Source organism: Metapseudomonas boanensis (assembly GCF_018704125.1).
GTDB lineage: Bacteria > Pseudomonadota > Gammaproteobacteria > Pseudomonadales > Pseudomonadaceae > Metapseudomonas > Metapseudomonas boanensis.
On the sequence record NZ_JAGTIS010000013.1, the window covers coordinates 1 to 20,943 of the forward strand.

General features: G+C 63.1%; 12 protein-coding genes and 1 pseudogene. 4 read left to right on the forward strand and 9 right to left on the reverse strand.

What is annotated here, in order from left to right:
- The 5 genes and pseudogenes from J7302_RS20195 to J7302_RS20215 form a co-directional block, all read right to left on the reverse strand.
- Window positions 1-1,555 (reverse strand): annotated as a pseudogene (locus J7302_RS20195) (glycine dehydrogenase (aminomethyl-transferring)); the annotation flags it as partial.
- A 9-nt stretch (window positions 1,556-1,564) separates the two neighbouring features.
- Window positions 1,565-1,942: a glycine cleavage system protein GcvH gene (gcvH, locus tag J7302_RS20200; RefSeq protein ID WP_215378783.1), complete on the reverse strand. Its 378-nt coding sequence runs from the start codon at window positions 1,940-1,942 to the stop codon at window positions 1,565-1,567.
- A gap of 548 nt (window positions 1,943-2,490) precedes the next feature.
- Window positions 2,491-4,014 (reverse strand): sigma-54-dependent transcriptional regulator, encoded by a 1,524-nt coding sequence (locus J7302_RS20205; RefSeq protein WP_215378785.1) that lies wholly within the window; start codon window positions 4,012-4,014, stop codon window positions 2,491-2,493.
- Window positions 4,015-4,307: 293 nt separating this feature from the next.
- The gene (locus J7302_RS20210; RefSeq protein ID WP_215378787.1) at window positions 4,308-4,532 is read right to left on the reverse strand and encodes a hypothetical protein; all 225 of its coding nucleotides are present in this window, start codon (window positions 4,530-4,532) and stop codon (window positions 4,308-4,310) included.
- A gap of 409 nt (window positions 4,533-4,941) precedes the next feature.
- Window positions 4,942-5,265 carry a hypothetical protein gene (locus tag J7302_RS20215; RefSeq protein WP_215378789.1) on the reverse strand — a complete coding sequence of 108 codons (324 nt, stop codon included), beginning with the start codon at window positions 5,263-5,265 and terminating at the stop codon, window positions 4,942-4,944.
- A gap of 228 nt (window positions 5,266-5,493) precedes the next feature.
- On the opposite strand from J7302_RS20215, the gene pqqF reads away from it, so the two are divergent.
- The 4 genes from pqqF to nahK all read left to right on the forward strand — a co-directional run bounded on the left by pqqF (window position 5,494) and on the right by nahK (window position 13,793).
- Window positions 5,494-7,932, forward strand: coding sequence for a pyrroloquinoline quinone biosynthesis protein PqqF (gene pqqF / locus J7302_RS20220; protein ID WP_215378791.1), 2,439 nt, complete (start codon window positions 5,494-5,496; stop codon window positions 7,930-7,932).
- Window positions 7,933-8,489: 557 nt separating this feature from the next.
- On the forward strand, window positions 8,490-9,668 hold the full coding sequence (locus J7302_RS20225) for a porin (RefSeq protein ID WP_215378793.1): 1,179 nt from the start codon (window positions 8,490-8,492) through the stop codon (window positions 9,666-9,668).
- 398 nt (window positions 9,669-10,066) lie between these two features.
- Window positions 10,067-11,233, forward strand: a complete 1,167-nt coding sequence (nosP, locus tag J7302_RS20230) for a nitric oxide-sensing protein NosP (protein ID WP_215378795.1) — start codon at window positions 10,067-10,069, stop codon at window positions 11,231-11,233.
- A complete protein-coding gene (gene nahK, locus J7302_RS20235) occupies window positions 11,163-13,793 on the forward strand; it encodes a hybrid sensor histidine kinase/response regulator NahK/ErcS' (RefSeq protein ID WP_215378796.1) in 2,631 nt (876 codons plus the stop codon). The genes nosP and nahK overlap by 71 nt, the downstream gene beginning before the upstream one ends.
- Before the next feature lie 151 nt (window positions 13,794-13,944).
- Here the strand turns inward: nahK and J7302_RS20240 are convergent, their stop codons facing one another.
- From J7302_RS20240 to J7302_RS20255, 4 genes are all read right to left on the reverse strand, one after another.
- Window positions 13,945-15,231 carry an SEL1-like repeat protein gene (locus J7302_RS20240; protein ID WP_215378797.1) on the reverse strand — a complete coding sequence of 429 codons (1,287 nt, stop codon included), beginning with the start codon at window positions 15,229-15,231 and terminating at the stop codon, window positions 13,945-13,947.
- Window positions 15,231-17,075, reverse strand: a complete 1,845-nt coding sequence (locus J7302_RS20245; protein WP_215378798.1) for a phospholipase — start codon at window positions 17,073-17,075, stop codon at window positions 15,231-15,233. The genes J7302_RS20240 and J7302_RS20245 overlap by 1 nt, the downstream gene beginning before the upstream one ends.
- Complete coding sequence (locus tag J7302_RS20250) at window positions 17,072-19,774, reverse strand: type VI secretion system Vgr family protein (protein WP_215378799.1); 2,703 nt, start codon at window positions 19,772-19,774, stop codon at window positions 17,072-17,074. Before J7302_RS20250 ends, J7302_RS20245 begins: the two co-directional genes overlap by 4 nt.
- Before the next feature lie 306 nt (window positions 19,775-20,080).
- Window positions 20,081-20,938: a DMT family transporter gene (locus J7302_RS20255; protein WP_215378800.1), complete on the reverse strand. Its 858-nt coding sequence runs from the start codon at window positions 20,936-20,938 to the stop codon at window positions 20,081-20,083.
- Window positions 20,939-20,943: the final 5 nt, after the last annotated feature.

Sequence of the window (20,943 nt, forward strand, 5' to 3'; positions counted from 1 at the left end):
CGCTGGCGGCGTTGAGCTTCATGGTGCAGGAACCCAGCGGGATCATGCTGCGGTCCAGCGCCAGATCCTTGTCCGCCAGCTTGCGCAGGTAGCGCATCAGCTCGGTTTCCGAGTGGTAACGGTTGAACACCGGATGGCTGAGGATGGCAGACTGGCGCAGCAGGGCAGCCGGCAAGCGGTTGGCAACGCTGGCGGCCAGATCGGCGAAAGCTGGCAGGGCCTGGCCATCGGCGAATACAGCCCAAAGCTGCTCGATATCCGCCTGAGTAGTAGTTTCATCCAGCGACAGGCCAACACGCTCGGCATCGACTTCACGCAGGTTGATGTGCTGGGTGCGGGCCTTGGCATGCAGGTCGGCAGTCTTGGCGCCGGTGGCCAGGGTCAGGGTGTCGAAGAAGCTGGTCTGCTCGACGGCAACGCCCAGTTGGACCAGGCCCTGCGCCAGGATGGCAGTCAACTGGTGCACGCGCTGGGCAATGCGGGTCAGGCCTTTCGGGCCGTGGTAAACGGCGTACATGCTGGCGATGTTGGCTAGCAGGACCTGGGCGGTGCAGATGTTGCTGGTGGCCTTTTCGCGGCGGATGTGTTGTTCGCGGGTCTGCATGGCCAGGCGCAGGGCCGGCTTGCCGTGACGGTCGATGGATACACCGACGAGACGGCCAGGCATATCGCGCTTGAAGGTGTCACGGGTGGCGAAGTAGGCCGCGTGCGGGCCGCCGAAACCCAGCGGCACGCCGAAGCGCTGGGCACTGCCCAAGGCGACGTCGGCACCGAATTCGCCGGGCGGAGTCAGCAGAGTCAGGGCCAGCAGGTCGGCCGCGACGGCAACCAGGGCATTGGCGGCGTGGAAACGCTCGACCAGCTCGCGATAGTCGAAGATGTCGCCATTGGCCGCCGGATATTGCAGCAGGGCGCCGAAGTAGGCGCTGGCGTCGCTGATCTCGCGCTCGTCGCCTACGACCACTTCGATGCCCAACGGCTCGGCACGGGTGACCAGGATTTCGAGGGTCTGCGGGTGGCAATGCCTGGAGGCGAAGAAGGCGTTGCTGGCCTTGTTCTTCGACAAGCGCTTGCAGAAGGTCATGGCTTCGGCAGCGGCGGTGCCTTCGTCCAGCAGGGAAGCGTTGGCCACCGGCAGGCCGCTCAGGTCGCTGATCAGGGTCTGGAAGTTCAGCAGGGCTTCCAGGCGGCCCTGGGAGATTTCCGGCTGATACGGGGTGTAGGCGGTGTACCAGGCCGGGTTTTCCAGCAGGTTGCGCAGGATCGGCGACGGCGTGTGGCAAGGGTAGTAGCCCTGGCCGATGTGGTTCTTGAACAGCTGGTTCTTCGCGGCGATGGCCTTGATCGCGGCCAGCGCTTCGGCTTCGCTCTGGCCGGCTGGCAGGTCGAGTACGGCAGTGCCCTTGATGCTGTCCGGGATCACGCTGACGGTCAGCGCTTCGAGGTCCTGGTAGCCGAGCAGCTCGAGCATGGCCTGGATGTCGGTCTCGCGCGGGCCGATGTGGCGGGCGATGAACTCGTTGGTGGTGCCGAGGGCAGGGGTTTCGATGCTCATGGTCGTTCCTCAGCCGTTGGCTTTCAGCAGGTTTTCATAGGCGGCCTTGTCCATCAGGGCATCAAGCACGCTGTTGTCAGCCAGCTGCATGCGGAAGAACCAGCCATTGCCCAGGGGCTCTTCGTTGACCAGTTCAGGTCTGTCGACCAGTTGATCGTTGATTTCCACCACTTCGCCGTCGAGCGGCATCACGATATTGCTGGCGGCTTTCACGGACTCGAGCACCGCGACTTCCTCGCCCTTGGCATAGCCCTGGAGCTCGGGGAGTTGAACGAAGACCACGTCGCCGAGAGCATCCTGGGCGTACTCGGTAATGCCGACGGTGACGCGGCCGTCTTGTTCAAGGCGCAGCCATTCGTGGTCGGCGGTGAAACGCAATTCGCTCATCTTTAGTCCTCAACTCATATGTCGCGCCTGTTTCTTGTGCCAGGCGCTTAGCCCCGTACGCGGTCATGGCCGCGAACTGTTGCCCGCGCTTTAGCAAAGGGAGTGCCAGAAGCATGAAAGCCTTGTCTAACAAGGCCTTGAGGATATTTCTGGAGATTCTGCCTTAAATTTCCTGTACTGAAATCGATACAGGGGGACGGGGGTTGTTCGATCCAGCCTGTGGCAGGCCTTCACTGGCGCGGCTTTCAGCGATTTGTAGCGAAATCATTACACTGTAGCGATTTCGATACAGGCGTGGGCTGTTCAAGATTAATATGCTTATTTAACAGCAAGTTGAATGATATTAATGATGTTCTTGTTGAGAATTGCGAGGCTTCTGGGATAGGTGGGAGCGAATTCATCCGCGAATGGCCGCCTAGCTGCCTCGGAGGCCCAAGGTGAAGCCGCTGGCCTGGTTCGCGATGAATTCGCTCCCATAAGGCAAGCCAGATTTCTAATGGGCATATCGCTTTAATTTCAGCTAGATACGGCTTTTATCAAGAATCGACTTAAGCTTTCCCTGGGATTCCATATTTGCGCAACCGATGCGCGATGGCTGTATGGGATGTCTGCAGCCGCGCCGCCAACTGGCGGGTTGAGGGGTAGTTGACGAAGAGCTTCTCCAGCAGTGCACGCTCGAAGTTCTCCATGGCCTCCTCCAGGCTGTTGACTTCGCCATCGTTCTGCCGCGCTACCGCAGTCCCCGCGATATCCAGATCACCAATCTCCACCAGATTGCCGTCACAGATGGCGGCTGCGCGAAAAATCACGTTCTGCAGCTGGCGCACATTGCCTGGCCAGCGGTTGGCCAGCAGCGCCGGGTAGGTTCCGGGCGCCAGGCGGCAGGTTGGGCGCTGAATCTGGGTGCAGGCCTGCTGCATGAAGAATCGGGCGAGCAGCAGGATGTCCTGGCCCCGCTCACGCAGTGGCGGCACTTCGAGGTTAAGGACATTCAGGCGGTAGAACAGGTCTTCGCGGAAGCTGCCCTCGGTGACCATCTTTTCCAGGTCACGGTGGGTCGCGCTGAGGATGCGCACGTCGACCTTGATCTCGCGGTCGCCACCAACGCGGCGGAAGCTGCCGTCGCTGAGGAAACGCAGCAACTTTGCTTGAAGATAGGGCGACATTTCGCCAATTTCGTCGAGGAACACCGTGCCCTGGTGGGCCAGCTCAAGCAGGCCGGGCTTGCCGCCCCGCTGAGCGCCGGTGAAGGCGCCAGGGGCGTAGCCGAACAGTTCGCTTTCCGCGAGGTTTTCCGGAAGTGCGGCGCAGTTCAGCGCCAGGAACGGCTGGTTACGACGAGTGCTGGCAGCGTGGCAGGCACGTGCTACCAGTTCCTTGCCAGTTCCGGTTTCGCCGCGGATCAGTAGCGGGGCGTCGAGGGCTGCCACGCGCTGGGCGCGGGCCTTGAGGGTGTTGATTGGCTGGGATTCGCCGAGCAGGGCGTCGAATCCTTCGGTAGTGTGATCGTGATGCAGGGCTGACAGTCGCTCGCCGATCCGATTGGGGAGATAGAGCGTCAGCAAGGCCCCGGCCAGGCGCTCGCCTTCGTTGATCGGAACGGCATCCAGCAGCAGCGCCTGGCCTTTGAGCGTGACTTCGCGCAGTGGCAGGCGGAAACCCTGTTCCAGCAAGGCGCTATGGAGGCTGTCGTTACCGAACAGGCTGGCCAGGGGCTCGCCCTCGGGCTCGCGGCCGTATAGGGCGATCAGCGCCGGGTTGGCCAGCAGCACGAGGCCATCACCGTCCACCGCCAGCACCGGGTCGCTCATGGCGGCCAGCAATGCATCCAGCTGCAGGCGCCGACGCTGGCCGGGGAGGATGTCGACGATGGTCACCGCCTGCACGCCGCGTACTGCATGCAAGGCATCGCGCAGCTCGTCGAGCACCTCGGGGCTAAGGGTCGGCGCGTCGATGTAGACGTTGGGCGGCACCATCTCAACGGCGTCGAGGTTCAGATTGCGGCCACCCAGCAGTGCCAGGACCTCCTGGGTGATGCCGACACGGTCGATAAAGGTGACGTGAATGCGCATGGAGAAGCTGGGTTGCCAAGACGAGGCGCGAATTATGCCCGGTCTGTCGTGCTTAGGTAACCGCCTGTCGTCCTCGGCGAATGCAGCAGGCGTTGTTTCAGATGCGAGCCACTGTGAACAGTAAGTGGGATGGCACCCTGTCTACCCACCACTGAATCCGCGTGAAGTGGATCAGTGAGCTGTGATCCTCCTGCCTATGCATTGCCCCGTGTGTCGGGTTGGGGGAGAAGGGTCAGAAAGTCCTACGCCCATGAAAAAGCCCCGCATTGCGGGGCTTTCTTCTGCGCGGCTAATCAACATGTCAGGGACTTCTGGGCCCGGTCGATCACGTTCTGCAGACGATTGGCATTGCCATAATGCTCAGGGTACAGACGCTCGCTATGACGGGCGACACCATGCTCGTTGACGACGGTGAAGCTGAAGTTGCCGTTGCGGGCGGCGGTGATGTGGCAGGTGAACGGTGCAAATGCGTGGGTCAGGGTGCTGATTGCAGCTTGGGTCTTGTGATGGATGTTCATGGGTGTTGCTTCCTTCGAATTGCGGCTAATGCCGCCAGGCAATAGCTCCGAATCCGCTGAGCAATAGGCTCGGGACGGATGATCCTTATCGGAGCAAGTGAGCCGGTGTGAAGTTCCCGTTCTGGGATCAACGGCCGGCAGCTGGTACTTGGGATGCCAGGTGCTGCGCCGGGCAAGGGTCTGGCCTGGCTGGCAGTCCTGGTCAATCTACCGGGTGCTCATGACAGCTGTGCTTCATCGCCAAGGGGCGCTGGTCGCTGTCGGTGAGATTCCGGGGAGGCTATGTCCCTTTGACTTGGCAGCTCGTTCGAGAGTGCGCAGGGATCGGAAGGCCGGATTGACTTACAACTTGGTACAAACGCTGCGGACTCTAACAGATTGGCACAGTGATTGCTAGTTGTGTCTGCCGCTACTGATTGAGGGGCAGTTGGCTGATGTCAATCTCGGTTACCAGCGAGGTGCGAGTCGGCAGCGTCCGGGCGAGCAGGGGGCAATAACGTTCCAGGGACTGGATCAGGTCCCATTGCAGCTCAAGGTCCTGGCCGAGTTGGGTGATTCGATCGAGGAGGGGCAAGGACGCTGCCTGGAGGTTGCTGTCAGAGGAAGTCGAGAGATTGGCCGTGACTTGCGCGAGCAGCATGGTGACTGTGGTCATGTTGCGAGTGTTCAGCGCCAGGATATTCGCCAGCAGTGCGATTTCACTTGGTGGGATTTGTGATGAATTGATGTCCATTCGGGCTCCTGATTGGCATCCTGGTTATATGGCGATACGCCATGATGCGCCTGACATGTCCTGCTTAACGATTACGTCACGTCCACTGGATGCGCCGGCTGATCTCTCACCTCGTTGTACGAAATCGGATACGAGCAATGCCTGTGGTCCGATATAGGTCGAAAGAAGCATTGCTGATAAGACGGCGTCGATCGAAGCTGGTTCCCTCGCTCAGGCGGCGTGACTGTGATGAACATCTCATTCGAACTTGCCCATGCTGCTCCATCGACTACTGCTGAGATGAGGCAGGGCAATGGCTTGCACCTGCGGCTGATATGCCAGGCTGGCGTTGACCTGGCGGCAACCGTGCTGGAGGTGGAGGCAGGAAGCTTTGATGAGCCGGTCGCTTATCCAGGTTTGGCGCATTTCCTCGAGCATCTGCTTTTCCTGGGTAGCGAGGGCTTTGCCGAGGAGCAGGGTTTGCTGTCTTTCGTGCAGGGGCTGGGTGGCCGGGTCAACGCCACAACGGGCGCCGGCATCACGCGCTTCTTCTTCGAAGTGCCGGCGACCCATTTCGAGGACGCCCTCGAACGGTTGCTGGACATGCTCGCGAGACCGTTGCTGGCGTCAGACGCTATGTGGCGTGAGCGTGAGGTGTTGGAAGCCGAGTACCGCGCCCGAGCGCAGGACCCGCAGACGCTCTGCGATGCTGCGCTGGCCTGGGCCCTGCCGGCTGGGCACCCGCTAGGCGGATTCCACGCAGGCAACGCTTCCAGTTTGAGGCTGGAGGACGGGGGGGTCGCTGCAGCCCTGCGTGCGTTCCACAGGAGCCATTTCCAGGCTGGGCGTATGCGCCTGACCCTGGTCGGCCCCGAGCCACTCGAGCGAATGGCGGCCTTGGCTGGCCGACTGGGCGCACGATTGCCTTGCGGGTCGTCTTCCCAGCGTATCGAATCGCCGCCGATGTTGCCGCTTCGTGCGCAGGCCTTGCAGCTCAGTCTTCCTGGGGGGCGGCCCATGCTGCACCTGGGGTTCGTGCTGGACGCTCTGGGCGAAGCGCTTGAGCCTGCCGTCGAGTTTCTTGGCTGGACGTTACAAAGCGAGGCTGAGGGTGGGCTGCTGGCAACCCTGCGCGCAGCCGGCTTGTGCGATGAACTGCGTGTGCGGTTGCCTTACGTTCGTGGAGAACAGGCGCTGCTGGTGATGGTGTTCGATCTGGTAGCGGGCGCCGATACGACTGTGCTGGAGGCGGAGGTGATCGAATGGCTCGCGGCTTTCCGCAACGCAGGCCCATGGGCGGAGCTGCGTGAGGCGTACGCAGAGACGCAACGACTGCGTGCCCAGAACCAGCAGCCGCTTGAGCTTGCCCTGGCGGCCGGTCGCGAATCGCCAGAGGTGCTCACCATGCTACTCGGCCAGCTCCGCCGAGACCGGCTGATTCACCTGCACGTTTCTTCAGAGCCTGTCGACGGTCGCGTCGTGTCGGCGGGATTCCCGTTGCATATGAGCGTTCTGCCCAGGGTGGCCGAACGGCAAGCGCGGGCCAGTTGGTCCATGCCGGAGGCCAATCCATACGCGCGGGTGATGGATGCAGAGGAATCCCAGGCCGTACTTTTCTTGCGCTGGCGTGCCCTGCAGGGCAGCTTGCCGGGTGGCCTTGGGCATGGTTTACAGCGTGCGTTGCGGCCGATCCTCTGGCAAGCCCGTCAGGCGGGCGTAGAGGGGTGTTTTGTGCCTCAGGCCGATAGCCTTGAACTGGTGCTGAATGGACATGCCGATTTGCTGACGCAAGTGGCCGGTGACCTGATGGACGTGCTGCACTCGCCTTCGCTTACGGCCCTTGCGCAGGGCCCGAGGCTGGAGGCTGAGGCGGCCCGCCAATTGGCCAGTGAGATGCCAATACGTCAGCTATTCCAGCAGATGGCCAGATTGTTCGGCGACCAGGCGGATAAGTCTGCGCCCTTGGCCGATCACGATGAGGTGCAGGCGTTCTGGTCCACCAGCTGCTGGCAGGGGCTACACCTTGGGCTGGGCGAGCAGGGCGGGCAGCCCTTGCTCGCTCGGGCGCCGGGCGAGCCGGACATGGCATCCGCCAGGCACACGCCTGATGGCCGCGTATGGCGTCGAATGACACTGCCCGGGGCTGACGCCGCAGTCCTGCTGTTCTATCCACTTCTAGGCGGCGGGGCGGAAACCGAGGCTGCATGGCGTCTGCTTGGCCTCGGCCAGGAGCCGGCTTTCCATCAACGCATGAGGGGGGAGTTGCAGTTGGGCTACGGCCTTGCCTGCGGCTTTCGGCAGGTTGGCCCGCACCGGGGCCTGATGTTCGCGGTGCAGTCGCCCCGCGCATCGGTTGCCGAGATTGTTCAACACATCCAGGCCTTTCTGGATGATTGCCACGCCCGGCTGAGCAAACTCGACGCGGGCCAGTTCGACACTCAGCGCCGGACACTGGCGGCACAGCTAATGCGTCAAGCGGCGCGCTTCACCAGCTGTGTCGAGCAGGCCTGGCATGACCGCCTTGCCGGCCTGCCAGACGATCACGCAGCGCAGGTTCGCCAGGCACTTGTCCGTCTCGAACTCGAGCGCGTGCTTGAAGAGCAGCAGCGACTACAGGACGACGTCAGCGCCTGCCGAGCCCTGGCCAATGCCGATTGCCCGATCGGTGCGTGGCGGGCTGCTGACTGATCGCTCGCTGATACCGCTGTCTGTTCAACCAACCCCGGCCCTGTGCCTAATGCTGTTCACATAAGAAAATACGCCGCTTTTCCTTCAGCAGGAGGGCGGCGTTTTTGGTTTTACATCATCACGAAGTTGTTTCTGTTGGGCAGGTATCTCTCGTAGGAGCGAGCTCTGCTCGCGAACCTGCCTCCTTCGCGAGCAGAGCTCGCTCCTAGGGGGCCTTCATACGGGCTGCGGGGTGGCTGACTGCTCCGAAGGCCGATCACGCCCCTCCTCCTATGCGCTGCCGCCAATGCCTAAGTGAACAGCATTACGGCCCTGCGCCGGGTTTTTTGTTTTTGCGGCCGTCACCTCCCGAGGTCTCGGGTATGGCCAGCCGGGGTACGACCTTCGCCCTGGTCCGACGGTGTCCCTGGGTCTTACACCTTGCCGGGCGGGTCACCGAACCCGGCCAAAGCAGTGGCGAAATGATGCCAATGCAGCGTATGGCGAGCCTCGGCCCGTTTCGATAATCGCCTCCGACACGACTGACCTGCCGGTCGTCCACAACAGCGGAGAGCGCAATGCACAACAAGAAGATCGCCCATGCCTGTTTCGCCCGTCTTGCCCTGGCGGCAGCCGTGGCCCTCGCAGCCCAACAGGCTGCCGCCGAAATCGTTCTCTATGATAAGGACCAGACGACCTTCTCCACTGACGGTTATATCAACGCCTTCTACGTCAACAGCGATGTGGATCGGGAGGGCGAACAGTTTGACCGCCGCCAGTCGCGGGTGAAGATGGGGTTCCTGCCCAACTGGATCGGCTTCAACATGGGCAAGCAGGTGGATGACCTGAAACTCGGCGCCCGCTCATCTTTCTGGGTCACCATCAACGACAGCGAAACCAACGGTACCGCCACCGCCATCGACGTACGCCAGTTCTACGGCACCGTCACCGGCGACTGGGGTGAAGTGCTGGTGGGGAAGGACTTCGGCCTGTTCGCCCGCTCCAATATCCTTCTCGACGAGATGCTCGCCGGCTATGGCCAGGTCAGCGATACCCTCGGGCTGGTCGATGGCGGCGGCGTGTCGTTCGGCAATATTGGCAGTGGTTACCCGTACCCGTTCCCCACCTCGCAGATCACCTACCGCTCGCCGGTCAGTGACGGCCTGCGCCTGGCCGCAGGCATCATGGACCCGGTCGACACCAATGACGACAGCCCCACCGGCAAGGCCTACCAGGAGAACCCGCGCTTCGAGTCGGAGCTTACCTACCAGTTCGACCTTGCCGGTGCGCAGATCTACTCCTGGCTCAACGGTGGCTACCAGACCTCCGAAAACACCGATCCCAATGTCGACTCTGTTACGTCGAAGGGCCTTGGCTATGGCGTGCAGGCCAAAATGGGCGACTTCACTGTCGTGGGCTCGGGCTTCCAGGCCAAAGGCATCAACCCCTTCTTCACCAACAACGCAGGCGAGCCGACCCTGCGCGAAGTGGACAGCGATGGTTACCTGCTGCAGAGCTCCTACCGCTTTGGCAAGAACCGTGTCGCGCTGTCCTATGGCAAGACCAAGGATGACGGCAACGGCGTGGTGAATACCGGCGCCGACTACGAGACGCGTGGCATCGCGCTGTTCCATGACATCAACGCCAACCTCAAGTTGGTGGCCGAGTACAACCAGTTCGAGATCGATGGCCACGAAGGCAACGCGCAGAACGAAGACACCGACACCTTCGCGGTGGGTGCCGTACTGAACTGGTAAGAACTTGCTCCGAATTTGGCGGGAGTGACGAAAGTCCTCCCGTCTTTTTTATTTGAACTTGGGAAACCAGGTCCTTTGATCAAGAGTCATCGGCTCTGCCTGTGACGATTGAAATGTGCCGACTAGCGGGTTTTCTGCAGGAGCGAGCTTGCTCGCGAAAGAGCACGGTCGGGTTGTTCGCGAGCAGGAACTCGGCGTCCCCCTCGCCCCAACAATTCCAGCGGTGAGCCCGGCGCAGATGTCAGTCATGCTCCGCCGGATCCTTGTGGTAGGCAGATCAATTTGCATCCACACACTACCTTCGGACTAGTCGGTCGCTACCCAAGAAGGATGGGGCCCACCTGGGGCACTTCGTAGAATTCCTCCATTGACCTCAGGCTTATTGGGTGAGACCCACCATGCTCCAGGAACCGGCAGAAGGTGTCGTCACCGCCATGTCCCAGGCCTTAGAGGCTGAAACCGTGGCGCAGGACCTTGCACGACAGCTGATTCATCCTTACCTCGGCTTCGTGCTGTTCTTCTGCTCCGCCGAGTACGACCTCGAGGCCTTGGGCCACGCATTGCAGCAATACTTCGGCGGTGTGCGCCTGGTGGGTTGCACCAGCGCCGGCGAAATAACGCCTCAAGGCTACGGTCGCAACTGCGTCAGCGCCGTGGGTTTCGACCACCGCAGCTTCTCCATCGCCAGCGCGCTGGTTGATGAGATGGACCGCTTTGGCCTGATCGATGCCCAGCAGCTGGTGGAGCGCCTGGTGCAGGACTGCCGGGTCAACTCGCTGGCCCCGATCAAGGGCCACAGCTTCGCCCTGACGCTGCTCGATGGCCTTTCCAGCCGCGAAGAAGTCGTGCTGGCGGCATTGGGCGCAGCCTTCGGCAGCATTCCCCATTTCGGTGGCTCAGCGGCTGACGACAATCACCTCAAGCACACCCACGTCTACTACGAAGGGCAGTTCCACGCCGGTGCGGCGGTGGTGGTGCTGTTCAACACCTGCCTGGACTTCGAGGTGTTCAGCACCCACCACATGCTGCCCGGCAGCGAGAAGCTGGTAGTGACCGCCGTCGACAGCACCAGCCGCCGGGTATACGAGCTGAATGCCGAGCCGGCGGCGGCGGTTTATGCGCGCCTCATCGGGGTGTCACTGGAGGACCTCGACTACCGTGTCTTCGCCGCGCACCCCCTGGCGGTGCGAATAGGCGAACAGCATTACGTGCGTTCAATTCAGCGAGTCAACGCCGATCTCAGCCTCAGCTTCTATTGCGCGGTGGAGAACGGCATCGTCCTCACCGCAATGCGTACCGGCCCCTTGTTGCCCAACCTGGAATCGCTGTTCCAGCGCTTGCAGGAGAAGCTCGGACCGCCGTTGCTGACCATCGGCTGCGACTGCTTCCTGCGGCGCCTGGAAATCGAGGAAGACGCCGAGGCCGTGGCACGCACTTCCGCCGTCCTCCGTCAGCAACGAGTGATCGGGTTCAACTCCTACGGGGAGCAGTTCAATGGCATGCACATCAACCAGACCTTCACCGGCGTCGCCATCGGACGACGTGGCCACAACGGCGGACACTGATCTGCAGGTGCGCCTGGCCGCCCTCGAAGACGAGAACCGCAAGCTCAAGCGCATCAATGCCGCGCTGATCGAACGGGTCGAGTCCAGCGCGTCACGCCGTGACGACAGTTACGCCGCGTTCCAGCACTCCGTGGTGCTGGCCGAACAGGTGCGCGAGCGCACCGATGCACTGAACCAGGCCATGGCCGAGTTGAAGGCCAGCAACCAGCTGCTCAGCGATGCCCGACTGCGTGCGGAAACCGCACACCAGCACCTGATCGACGGCATCGAGAGCATCTCCGATGCTTTCGTGCTCTTCGATCGCGAACATCGCATCGTCCTGTTCAACAGCCGCTTCAAGTCGTTCTGGGCCAAGACCCGCGCGCGCATCTGTGCCGGAACGCGACTCTCGGAAATCAGGCGGCTGGCCGAAAGCACCGGCCTGATCGTCGAAGAACACCGCAGCACCCTGGACGACAACATCCTCTACCGCCTGCACGACGGTCGCTGGGTGCAGGTCAGTGAACGGCCGACCCGCGAGGGCGGCCTGGTCATCGTCTACACCGACATCACCGAGGTCAAACAGAGCGAGACCGCCCGCCGTGAACAGGCGCTGGCACAGAAGTCCCGGCTGCTGCAGCGCGCCGTGGACAACCTGTCCCAGGGTGTCGCCATGATCAATGCCGACGGCACTTTGGAGCTTTGGAACCATCGATTCCTCGAACTCTGCGGCCTGGCCCCGGTGGAGGCCCATCGAGCCTTTTCAGGCGTCATGGCCGACAGCGAACTGCCGCTGCTCACGCCCGACACCCGAGACGCCAACGGCAGGCCGATCCGGGAAATGGAGCACCGCCTGTACAACGGCCGGGTCCTGGAGGTCCGTACCCATCCGCTGCCCACCGGTGGTTTCGTCAACACCTTCACCGACATCACCGAGCGCTACCGCCATGCCGAGGCGTTGAGTGAGAGCGAGCGCTGGATTCGTCTGATCACCGACCATGTACCTGCGTTGATCGCCTACCTCAGCGCCGAACTGGTCTACGAGTTCACCAACAAGGTCTACGAAGAGTGGTACCGCTGGCCACGCGGGGCGATGCTCGGTCAGCGCCTGCGCGATGTACACAGCGAAGAACATTGGCGGCGCCTCGAGCCTTATGTCGAACGGGCACTGGCGGGGGAAAGCCTGTCGTTCGAGGTGGCCGAGACCAACCTGAACGGCCAGGAACGCTTCATGTTGCGTTCCTACGTGCCGAACCGCCTGGCCAATGGCGAGGTCGTCGGCATCTTTGTGCTGATCCGTGACATCACTGAACGCCGCCGCACCGCCGAAGCCCTGCACCAGGCTTATCAGAACCTTGAGCAGCGCGTGCGTGAACGCACCACCGAGTTGACCGCACTCAACACCCAGCTGCGGCGCGAGATCGATGAGCGCAGCCAGGTGGAGCTGCGCCTGCGCGAGGCCAAGTCCGAGGCCGAGCGTGCCAACCTGTCGAAAACCAAGTTCCTCGCCGCCGTCAGCCACGACTTGTTGCAACCCCTGAATGCCGCCCGGTTGTTCACCAGCGCGTTGCTTGAACAGCGCAGCCAGACGTGCAACCTGGCTCTGGTCCGGAATGTAAGCAATTCGTTGGAGGACGTGGAGAGCCTGCTGGGGACGCTGGTGGACATTTCCAAGCTGGATGCGGGCGTGATCAAACCGGATATCGCGCCTTTCGTGGTGAGCGAGCTGCTGGAGACTCTTGCTGCGGAGTACAGCCAGGTTGCGATCAGCGAAGGGCTGATACTCGATTTTGTCGGCAGTTCGGCAGTTGTGCGCAGCGATCTTCAGCTGTTGGCACGCATCCTTCGTAACCTGCTCAGCAACGCGATTCGCTACACGCCTGATGGCCGCATCCTGCTGGGCTGCCGGCGTCGGCGGCACAGTCTGTCCATTGAAGTGTGGGACACCGGTGTCGGTATCGCCCACGACAAGCTCGACGAGATTTTCCAGGAGTTCAAGCGCGGCGATGCCCCGCGCCAGAAGCAGGATCGTGGCCTGGGTCTTGGGCTGGCCATCGTCGAGAAGATCGCCCGAATGCTGGGGCACCGCATCCATGTCAGATCCTGCCTGGGCAGAGGCTCCTGGTTCGCGGTAGAGGTCCCGTTGGCCCGCTGTGCACCCCGGCAGAAGGTGGAACTGGATGAGCCACAGGCAGTGCTCGAGCGCCTTGAGGGGGCGCGGGTCTGGGTGCTGGATAACGACGCAGCGATCTGCGCGGGCATGCGCACGTTGTTGGAAGGGTGGGGATGTCGTGTGATCACTGCACTGTCGGAGGAGGACTTGGCGCGGCAAGTGGACAATTTCCATGCCGAGGCCGACCTGCTCATCGCGGATTACCACTTGGATAACGACTGCAATGGTGTCGACGCCGTGGCTACCATCAACGCCCGCCGCAGCACCCCTCTGCCGGCCCTGATGATCACCGCCAACTACAGCAACGAACTCAAGCAACAGATGAGCGAACTGGGCCACACCCTGATGCACAAGCCAGTGCGCCCGATGAAGCTGAAAACGGCGATGAGTCATTTGTTGGGGCGGTAGCGGCGAGCCGCCAGGGAGCATTGATCCCTGTGGGAGGGGAGCCCGCAGAATTCGGAGAAAATCGTACGCTAAGACTCAAGCCCTTTAGCGGCTAGCCTGGCGGCTGCCGCAGCCCGCCAGCAGCAAACCCTGCGCTCCCACCCAGCACCACCTAGGCCTCACCGAGCATTCTCCATTCGATCTGAGCTTCGCCCACCGTGACCTTGTCGGGGAGCGGCCAGATACGGGAATGGCTTTGCCGAACCACTAGCGTGGGCAGAATCTCGCCCTGCTCGAAGCGGCGAATCTCGCCGTTGTGGATGCGGGCGAAACGATCCTGGGCCAGCGCCACCGCTTGCCAGTAGCCGCTGTGCGGGCAGGGCTGGCCGCTGTTGCAGACGGGCTCGGGAAAGTCGACCGTGATGAAGTGGGGCGATGCCGGCAGCGGCCGGCCGGTGGCGGGGTCGAGCTGCCTGGCCTTGGCCAGTTGCTGGATCAGCGCCTCGTTGGGCTTGGGCGGCGGGATGTTGGCCTCGCGCGCCTCCAGCCACTGGAGCGTGCCGTCCCACGGTGGCAGCTTGGCTGGCGGCAGCGGGACGATCTCGTTGATTTCGGGGACCGTGGGTTGGGCGTAGGAATAATCTGCGAGGATGCTCCAGATTCTTTCGTAACGGTTGGCGCGTTCGAGGTCTTCCTCTTGGCCCAGGTAGTTCAGCCTATCCGTCGGGTCCGGTCCACGAAAGCCATCGTCCAGAAAACCCGCCGACGTTTCGTCACCCGCCGCCACCCCAAGCTGAAAAGCTTCGAGTGCTTCTTGGAAGTGCCCATCGACCTTCAGATCAACACCCAGCGACAAAGCAGCTTTGCCATGGCCTTGCTCGGCAGCACAACGCCACATTTGCCGGGCGATATCCGGGGCGATATCGCTTGGCGCCAGCTTATCGGCCACCAGCGCCTGTCCCAGGGCACTGCCCTCGTCGGCGGCCTTGCGGTAGTAACGCAGGGCCATGTCCTGATCCTCGCGCAGACCGGCCGAGCCCTGCTGCAGGAAGATGCCCACGAAGTAGTAGCCGGTGGCCACGCTGGCCTCAATCAGTGACTGGCTCAGGCGCAGATGTTCGGCGGCGCGCAGCGTAAAGTGGCCGCGCATGGCGCCGTTCTGCAGGTTGATATTGGCCTTGTAGTGGCCGTGCTCGGCGGCGATGCGGTAGAGCCGTTCGACCTCGGCCTCCACGGCCGGGTCCTGCTTGAGCTGGTTGTTCTTCTGCAGCCAGCGGGCGTAGGTGAACAGCTGGTCGCTGTCCGCCGAGGCGTCGGGGATGCGTTCATGCTGGCAGGTGAAGGCCAGGTTGGCTTTGATCTGGGCGAGCGGGTTCACGGTCGGGTCCTTTTTCAGGTGGAGGCCATGGCCGGCGCAGGCGGCCAGCAACAGGGTCGAGAGCAGGAGAAGAGAACGCATCAGTCGAGGTTACTTAGGGTGGTCTTGTCGTAAAGGAACTCCACCAGCGGGGCATCGGGCACACCATTCTTTCTGTCACGCTGAAGTTTCTTGTTGTTTTCGATGATCTTCTCCCAAGCCTTGAACGCCTTCTTCGGGTCATCCTGCGCACCCCTTCCGTCGGTATGCAGGCCCCACAGCCGCCGACGCATGGCCTGGGTCACGCTGTGCCACTCGTGGGCGATGTTCAGCTCGCTGTCCACCTGCATGCTGCGGGTGTTGATATTGGCCGAGCCGTGGGTGGTGAACACGTCGTTGACGATCATCAGCTTGGAGTGGATGTACACCGGCATCCAGTTGCCGGCCGGCGAATCGGGCGCCACCAGCGAGCAGACGTGCACCTTCAGGCCGGGGATCGTCTCGGGGACCACGGTGCTCTTCCAGATGTCCCGGATCTTCTTGGCCCGTTCGGCCTTCCATTTGGCGAGTTCCCGCTTCCCGGGGAGGTCATCGGCGTGAGGGGCGGGCGGCATGTCCTGCTTGGCCTGTTTGACGCGCAAGCGCTTGGTCACTTCGGGAATGGTGTCGGCCCGCCCGAGGTTTTCCAGCATCCGCTGGGTGTTGACGGTGCCGGCACCGATGCCGTCATCCGTGACATTGGTGACCACGAACAGATGCAAGGCGCCGTGTTGGCCCGGATCGCGCCCGGCGCGGGTCTGATCCTGCGCCGCCTGCTTGATCGCCTCGGCCAGGGGCGGCCAACGGAGGTACTGGTTCTCGATGTAGATGAACTGGGTCGCGTTGTTGACTGCCTTCAGGTAGCCCGCCTGGATATCGCGCACGGCCTCGTCCTCCTGCGCCTGGGTGCGCAATAGCTGGGCCATTTGCTCGTTGCCGTGCTCCGGGCGCGGTTGCAGCTGCTTGGCCACCCCCTCGGTGTTACGCGACAGCAGCAAGTCCTCCCCGGTTGCCTTGGCCCAGGCCGTGGCGAAGTTGTGGTGCAGGTCTTGGAGAATCGGACCGGTGATCTGGCTGGAGATGTCCTGGCGCGGCAAGGCACCGCGCGGGCCGCGATGGGGCGCGTGGGTTTCAGCCCGGGGGCGCCGGGGATCGGGACGCTTGAGCGCCGAGTGGCGGTCGGTATCCCAGTACTCGTCGAGCATGTTGTGGCCCATGACGAAGCCGATGGCCCGATCCGGCAGTTCGTAATCGACCAGCACGGTCTTTTGATGGTGCGTGACGGTGCTTGCCATGGTGGCGATCGCGCGTTTTGCGAGCCCCGGATCGAGGCGGTTGAGCCTCAGCTGATGGGCGATCTCTGCGCGTTCGAACAGGCTGAAGCCACGGCTGACGAACAACGGGAGGCCCGCTTCAGCCATGGCGCCAGCCTTGTCATCGGCAACCGCGCACTGGGCGAACCATTGGCGATCATAGGCGTACTGCTCCTCGGTGGCCGTCTGCCCGGCCCGGTCAGCAAGCCCACCTTTGCCCGGCAGGTTGGCTTCATCGGCGAGTCCGGCCGCGTTCAAGGGCATTTCCCAGCCGAGGATGCGCACCTGGATGCCTTGCCTGGCCTTTTGCTTGAGCAGTTCACCGATGCAGCGGTCGTCGCTCCCATCGCGTATGAAGTGCATCGACGGTTGGAACCCCCAGCAGATGATGTCGACCGAACGCTGGGCATTGGCGAGGGCCTGATGCACCGCGCGGAATGCCTCTTCGCCATTGATCAGGGGCTTGTAGGTGGCCGGCCATGGCCGGTACTCGGTATCGCACACGAACCAGGGGGTGCAGCAGGTCGCCTCATGGGTATGCTGCAGTGCGATGGGCACGACGATATCGGGGTGACAGGCGTTGGCTGGCCTCATGCGTTGTCTCCTTCCTTGCTTCTGCGCTTCTCCAGCAGTGCCGCATACCAGACCCGCTGTTCAGTGTGCGGAATACCGTCGCTGGCCTGGGAAGGGTGATTGTGCAGGCCGCGATTGGCCAGTTCCCCTTGTTCGGGGTTGCGGTATTCGCTGGGCACCGGTAGCTGGTAGCTCAGACCGTTGGCCAGCTCCAGCCGGTAGTGTCGGGTGACCACCTGATGCTCGAAGGTCAGGTACCCAGTCTCGTCCAGCACGCCTTGCTGGAGCGGTGCGCCATCGGCGTACAGCGTGTAGGGCATGCCCGTCCAGGCCGCCTGCGGAGCATTGGGTGCCTGAGGCATGCGCAGGCGTAGCCGTGGCGCGGACGCGAGCTTCGGATACTCCGGATGAGTGGCCGTCATGCTTGCCGGCCCCTGGTAGTCGAAATGCACCGCTTTGATCAGGTAGTCGCCCTGGGTGCCGGACTCGATGCGGTACGGATCGAGGGTGATGTAGCTGCCGCCGGCGTTGAGGGTGATCTTCTTCTTGGCGGTGATGCGGATTTCGTCTTCGCTGCTGACGATGTCCAGGCCGTGGCGGGCCAGCAGCTCCAGGCGGTCGTTCTGCGCCTGGATCTGCACCGCGCCCTGGTTGGCGATGAGTTTCAGGCCCAGCTTGCGCACGAACAGGCTGACGCCTTCCCCTACACCGATGAACAGGCGCTTGGCCACGCTGACGGAAGCGTCGTTGCCGGCGTTGGCGATGAGGTTGCGCTCTGCGGCCAGTTGCAGGTGGTTGCCACTGGTCAGGGCGATGCCCTGTGGCGCGCTAAGCAGCGCGACAGCCGCCTTGAGCTGGTCGACCCGTTCGCGCATGAAGGCCAGTTGCGCCTGCACATCTGCCGGATCGGCCTGGGCGGCCTGGGCATCGGTGGAGAGTTTCTGCATCTCCTCGCCCGCCTGTTGCAGGCGAGCGACGGCTTCCTGCATGGCCAGGACCTGGCCTTGCGCACGCGGCTGTTGGTCGGCGCTGATGAACAGGCCTTTGCCCGCCCGGACGGCGCCCTGGCCGTCGGTGCGCAGTTCGAAGCCTGCGCCGCGTTCCTGCCGCTGCGCATCCACCAGGTGGCCGAGATTGAGCTGACTCTTGCCGCTGTGCTCGGTGCTGAGCTTGATGTGCTCCTGACCGCGGGTGTCGTCCAGGCGCAGCTTGTTGTTGGCCAGGGTGCGCAGCACGTTGCGCTTGTAGTTCTTCAGGGTGACCAGGTCGGGGTGCCGGCTGTCGTGCAGGGCGAAGGCGATGAAGCCTCTATCGGGGTCGCCGTGCTCGAAGGCGATGCCGACCTCGGTGCCCTGGATCAGCGGCAGGTGCAGGCCGTAGGTGTCCCCGGCGTAGGGCCGCGCCAGGCGCAGCCACAGGCTCTCATGCCCGGCGGGCCAGGTGTCGCGGTCGAAGAGGAAGTTGACCTTGTAGCGGCCTTCCAGGTCGATGTGGCTGTAAAGGTCGCCGGTCTGCGGGCTGGTGATCCGGGCCGGAATGGTGCCGGCGATCACCGGTTTGGGTAGCAACGGCGGGCGGAAGCAGATGTTCTCGGCGTAGGGGATGGCGGTGAAGCGGGCCTCGAAGCTGCGGTCGCGGGCGGCGGTGGTGGTCACGTGGGTAATGACCGCGCCGGGGGCGAAGGCCTCGGGCGCGCCGCCGTCGACCTTGAGCACTTGCCCCGGCGCCAGGGCGGCACTGCTGGTGCGGCCGCCGAGGCGGGTCTGCTGGTTGAGGTAACGCTCATGCGAAAGGCGGGCATAGAAGTAGCCGCTCTCGCTTTGCAGGTCTTCGTCCTGGGCGTAGGGATCGCCGAGCTCGGTGTAGGGCTCGGCGTAGTGGTAGGCCTCGCCGTGGGTGGTCCTGTCGCCCCGGGTCTGGTTGACTCCGCCATCGAGGTAGGCGGCGGCATCACGCGGGGTGTAGGCGCGGATGTGGACGTGCTTTTCCACCACGCCATGGCGCGATTGCAGGTGCCAGACGGCGTCCTGCCCGCTGCTGCTGGTGCCGGACTGTGGGCGGTACGGCAGTTGGACGTCGAACTGGTAGTGGCGCTGGTCGTCATGGAACTCGACGACCTCGATGCCCAGGCGCTCGTCGGCGATGAAGCGGTACCAGATGCCGACCTCGGCCAGCAGGCGCTGGATGAAGGCCAGGTCGCTTTCGCCGTATTGCATGACCTGTTCGCGCTTGGGGTATTCGCGCTTGAGGTCGAAGACGAAGTCCTGCCCGGCCCAGTGGTGGCGATCGCTGCGGAATATGGTCTCGACGATCTCGGGCACCGACAGGTTCTGGTAGATGCGGTACTGCTTGCCACACCCGAGTAGCGCCAGACGCGGCTGCAGGGTGATTTCGTAGTGGGCTTCGTCGTGGGAGCCGGAGAGGCGGCGAAAACCCGTCACCACGCCGTGCAGGGTGCGCAGCGGCTGGGCCGGCGGCACGCTCATGCCGGCGAAGGGCACCGGCGTGGGCGGCGGGAAGAGGCTGAAGCGGGCGTCCTGGCTCAGTAGTTGGTCGGCGGGTAGGTCGCGCTGGGTGGAGGTGAATTCCACGCGGTAAAGGAAGGGCTGGCTGAGCGCTTCTTCTCCCCGGAAGGCGAGCACGTCGAGGGCGGCGTCGAGGCCACGGACCTGGAGTTTGTGGCGGCTGTGGTCGAAGAAGGGCTGAAGTGCATCGAGCATGCGGAAGGACTTCCCTGTGTTAACACCGAGCGCAGAAGACTGCCGGTCGCCCTTGTGTCGCGACTATCAGACTGTTCGGAAAGGCTGCTGGAAAGATCCGATTTTTCTGAATTCTGCGGACTCCCCTGGGCGAATTTATTCGCGAAAGGGCGTGAAATCCGAAGCAATTCCACGATCCCTCTCCCCCAACCTCTCTCCCGAAGGGCGAGGGGAACTTTTCGTGCCACCAGGGCGGTGGGCTATGTATGGCTTGACTCTCTGGGGGGGAGGGCAGGTGCGCCTGGATGGCGACCCATGTCGAGGAAATCAGGCCTTCTGTGGCACGGCCTTGAACCTGGCCCTGAATACCAGGCCGATGCCGCCCAGCACTGCCACCGACACCAGCGCCAGGCGTAGACTGATGGTTTCGCCCAGCAACAGGTTACCGCCGAGTGCCGCCAGCACCGGTACGCTGAGCTGCACGCTGGCCGCTTGCAAGGCACCGAGGCCGGGGAGAGCGCTGTACCAGATGGCGTAGCCGATGCCAGAGGTGAGAGCGCCGGAGAGCAGGGCATAGACCAGTCCGGGCAGGTCCCAGCGCAACTCGGCGAAGAAGGGCGCCAGCAGCAGGGCGGCGAACGGCAAGGCGCGGATGAAGTTGCCTGCGGTGCCAGCCAGTGGTGTTCCGGCCTGGCGGCCGAGCAGGGTGTAGACACCCCAGGCGAGCCCGGCGAGCAGCATCAGAACACCGCCGACCAGGGACGGCGCGCTGGCGCCGGGCAGCAGCAGGGCCAGCAGTCCGCCCAGCGCCAGGGCGAATCCGAGCGTTTGCTGGCTGTTCAGCCGCTCACCGCGCAACAGGCCGCTGGTGATCATGCACAGCTGGACGGCACCGAACAGCAACAATGCACCGCTACCGGCATCGAGCTGCAGGTAGGCATAGGAAAATGCAGCGGCATAGACGAACAGTGCGGCGGCTGCCCGCCAATTCCCCGTGGCCTTGAGCGGTTGGCGACGCAAACGCAAGAGCAACCACAGCATCAGGGCACCCGACGCCAGGCGAACGGCGGTGAAGCTCGCCGCGTCGATCGCGGTGTCCTTCAAGGCCAGCCGGCACAGGAGGGAGTTGCCGGCAAATGCCAGCATGGCCAGGGCGGTCAGGAGCAAGGTGCTGGCGGTGGGCATTGGAG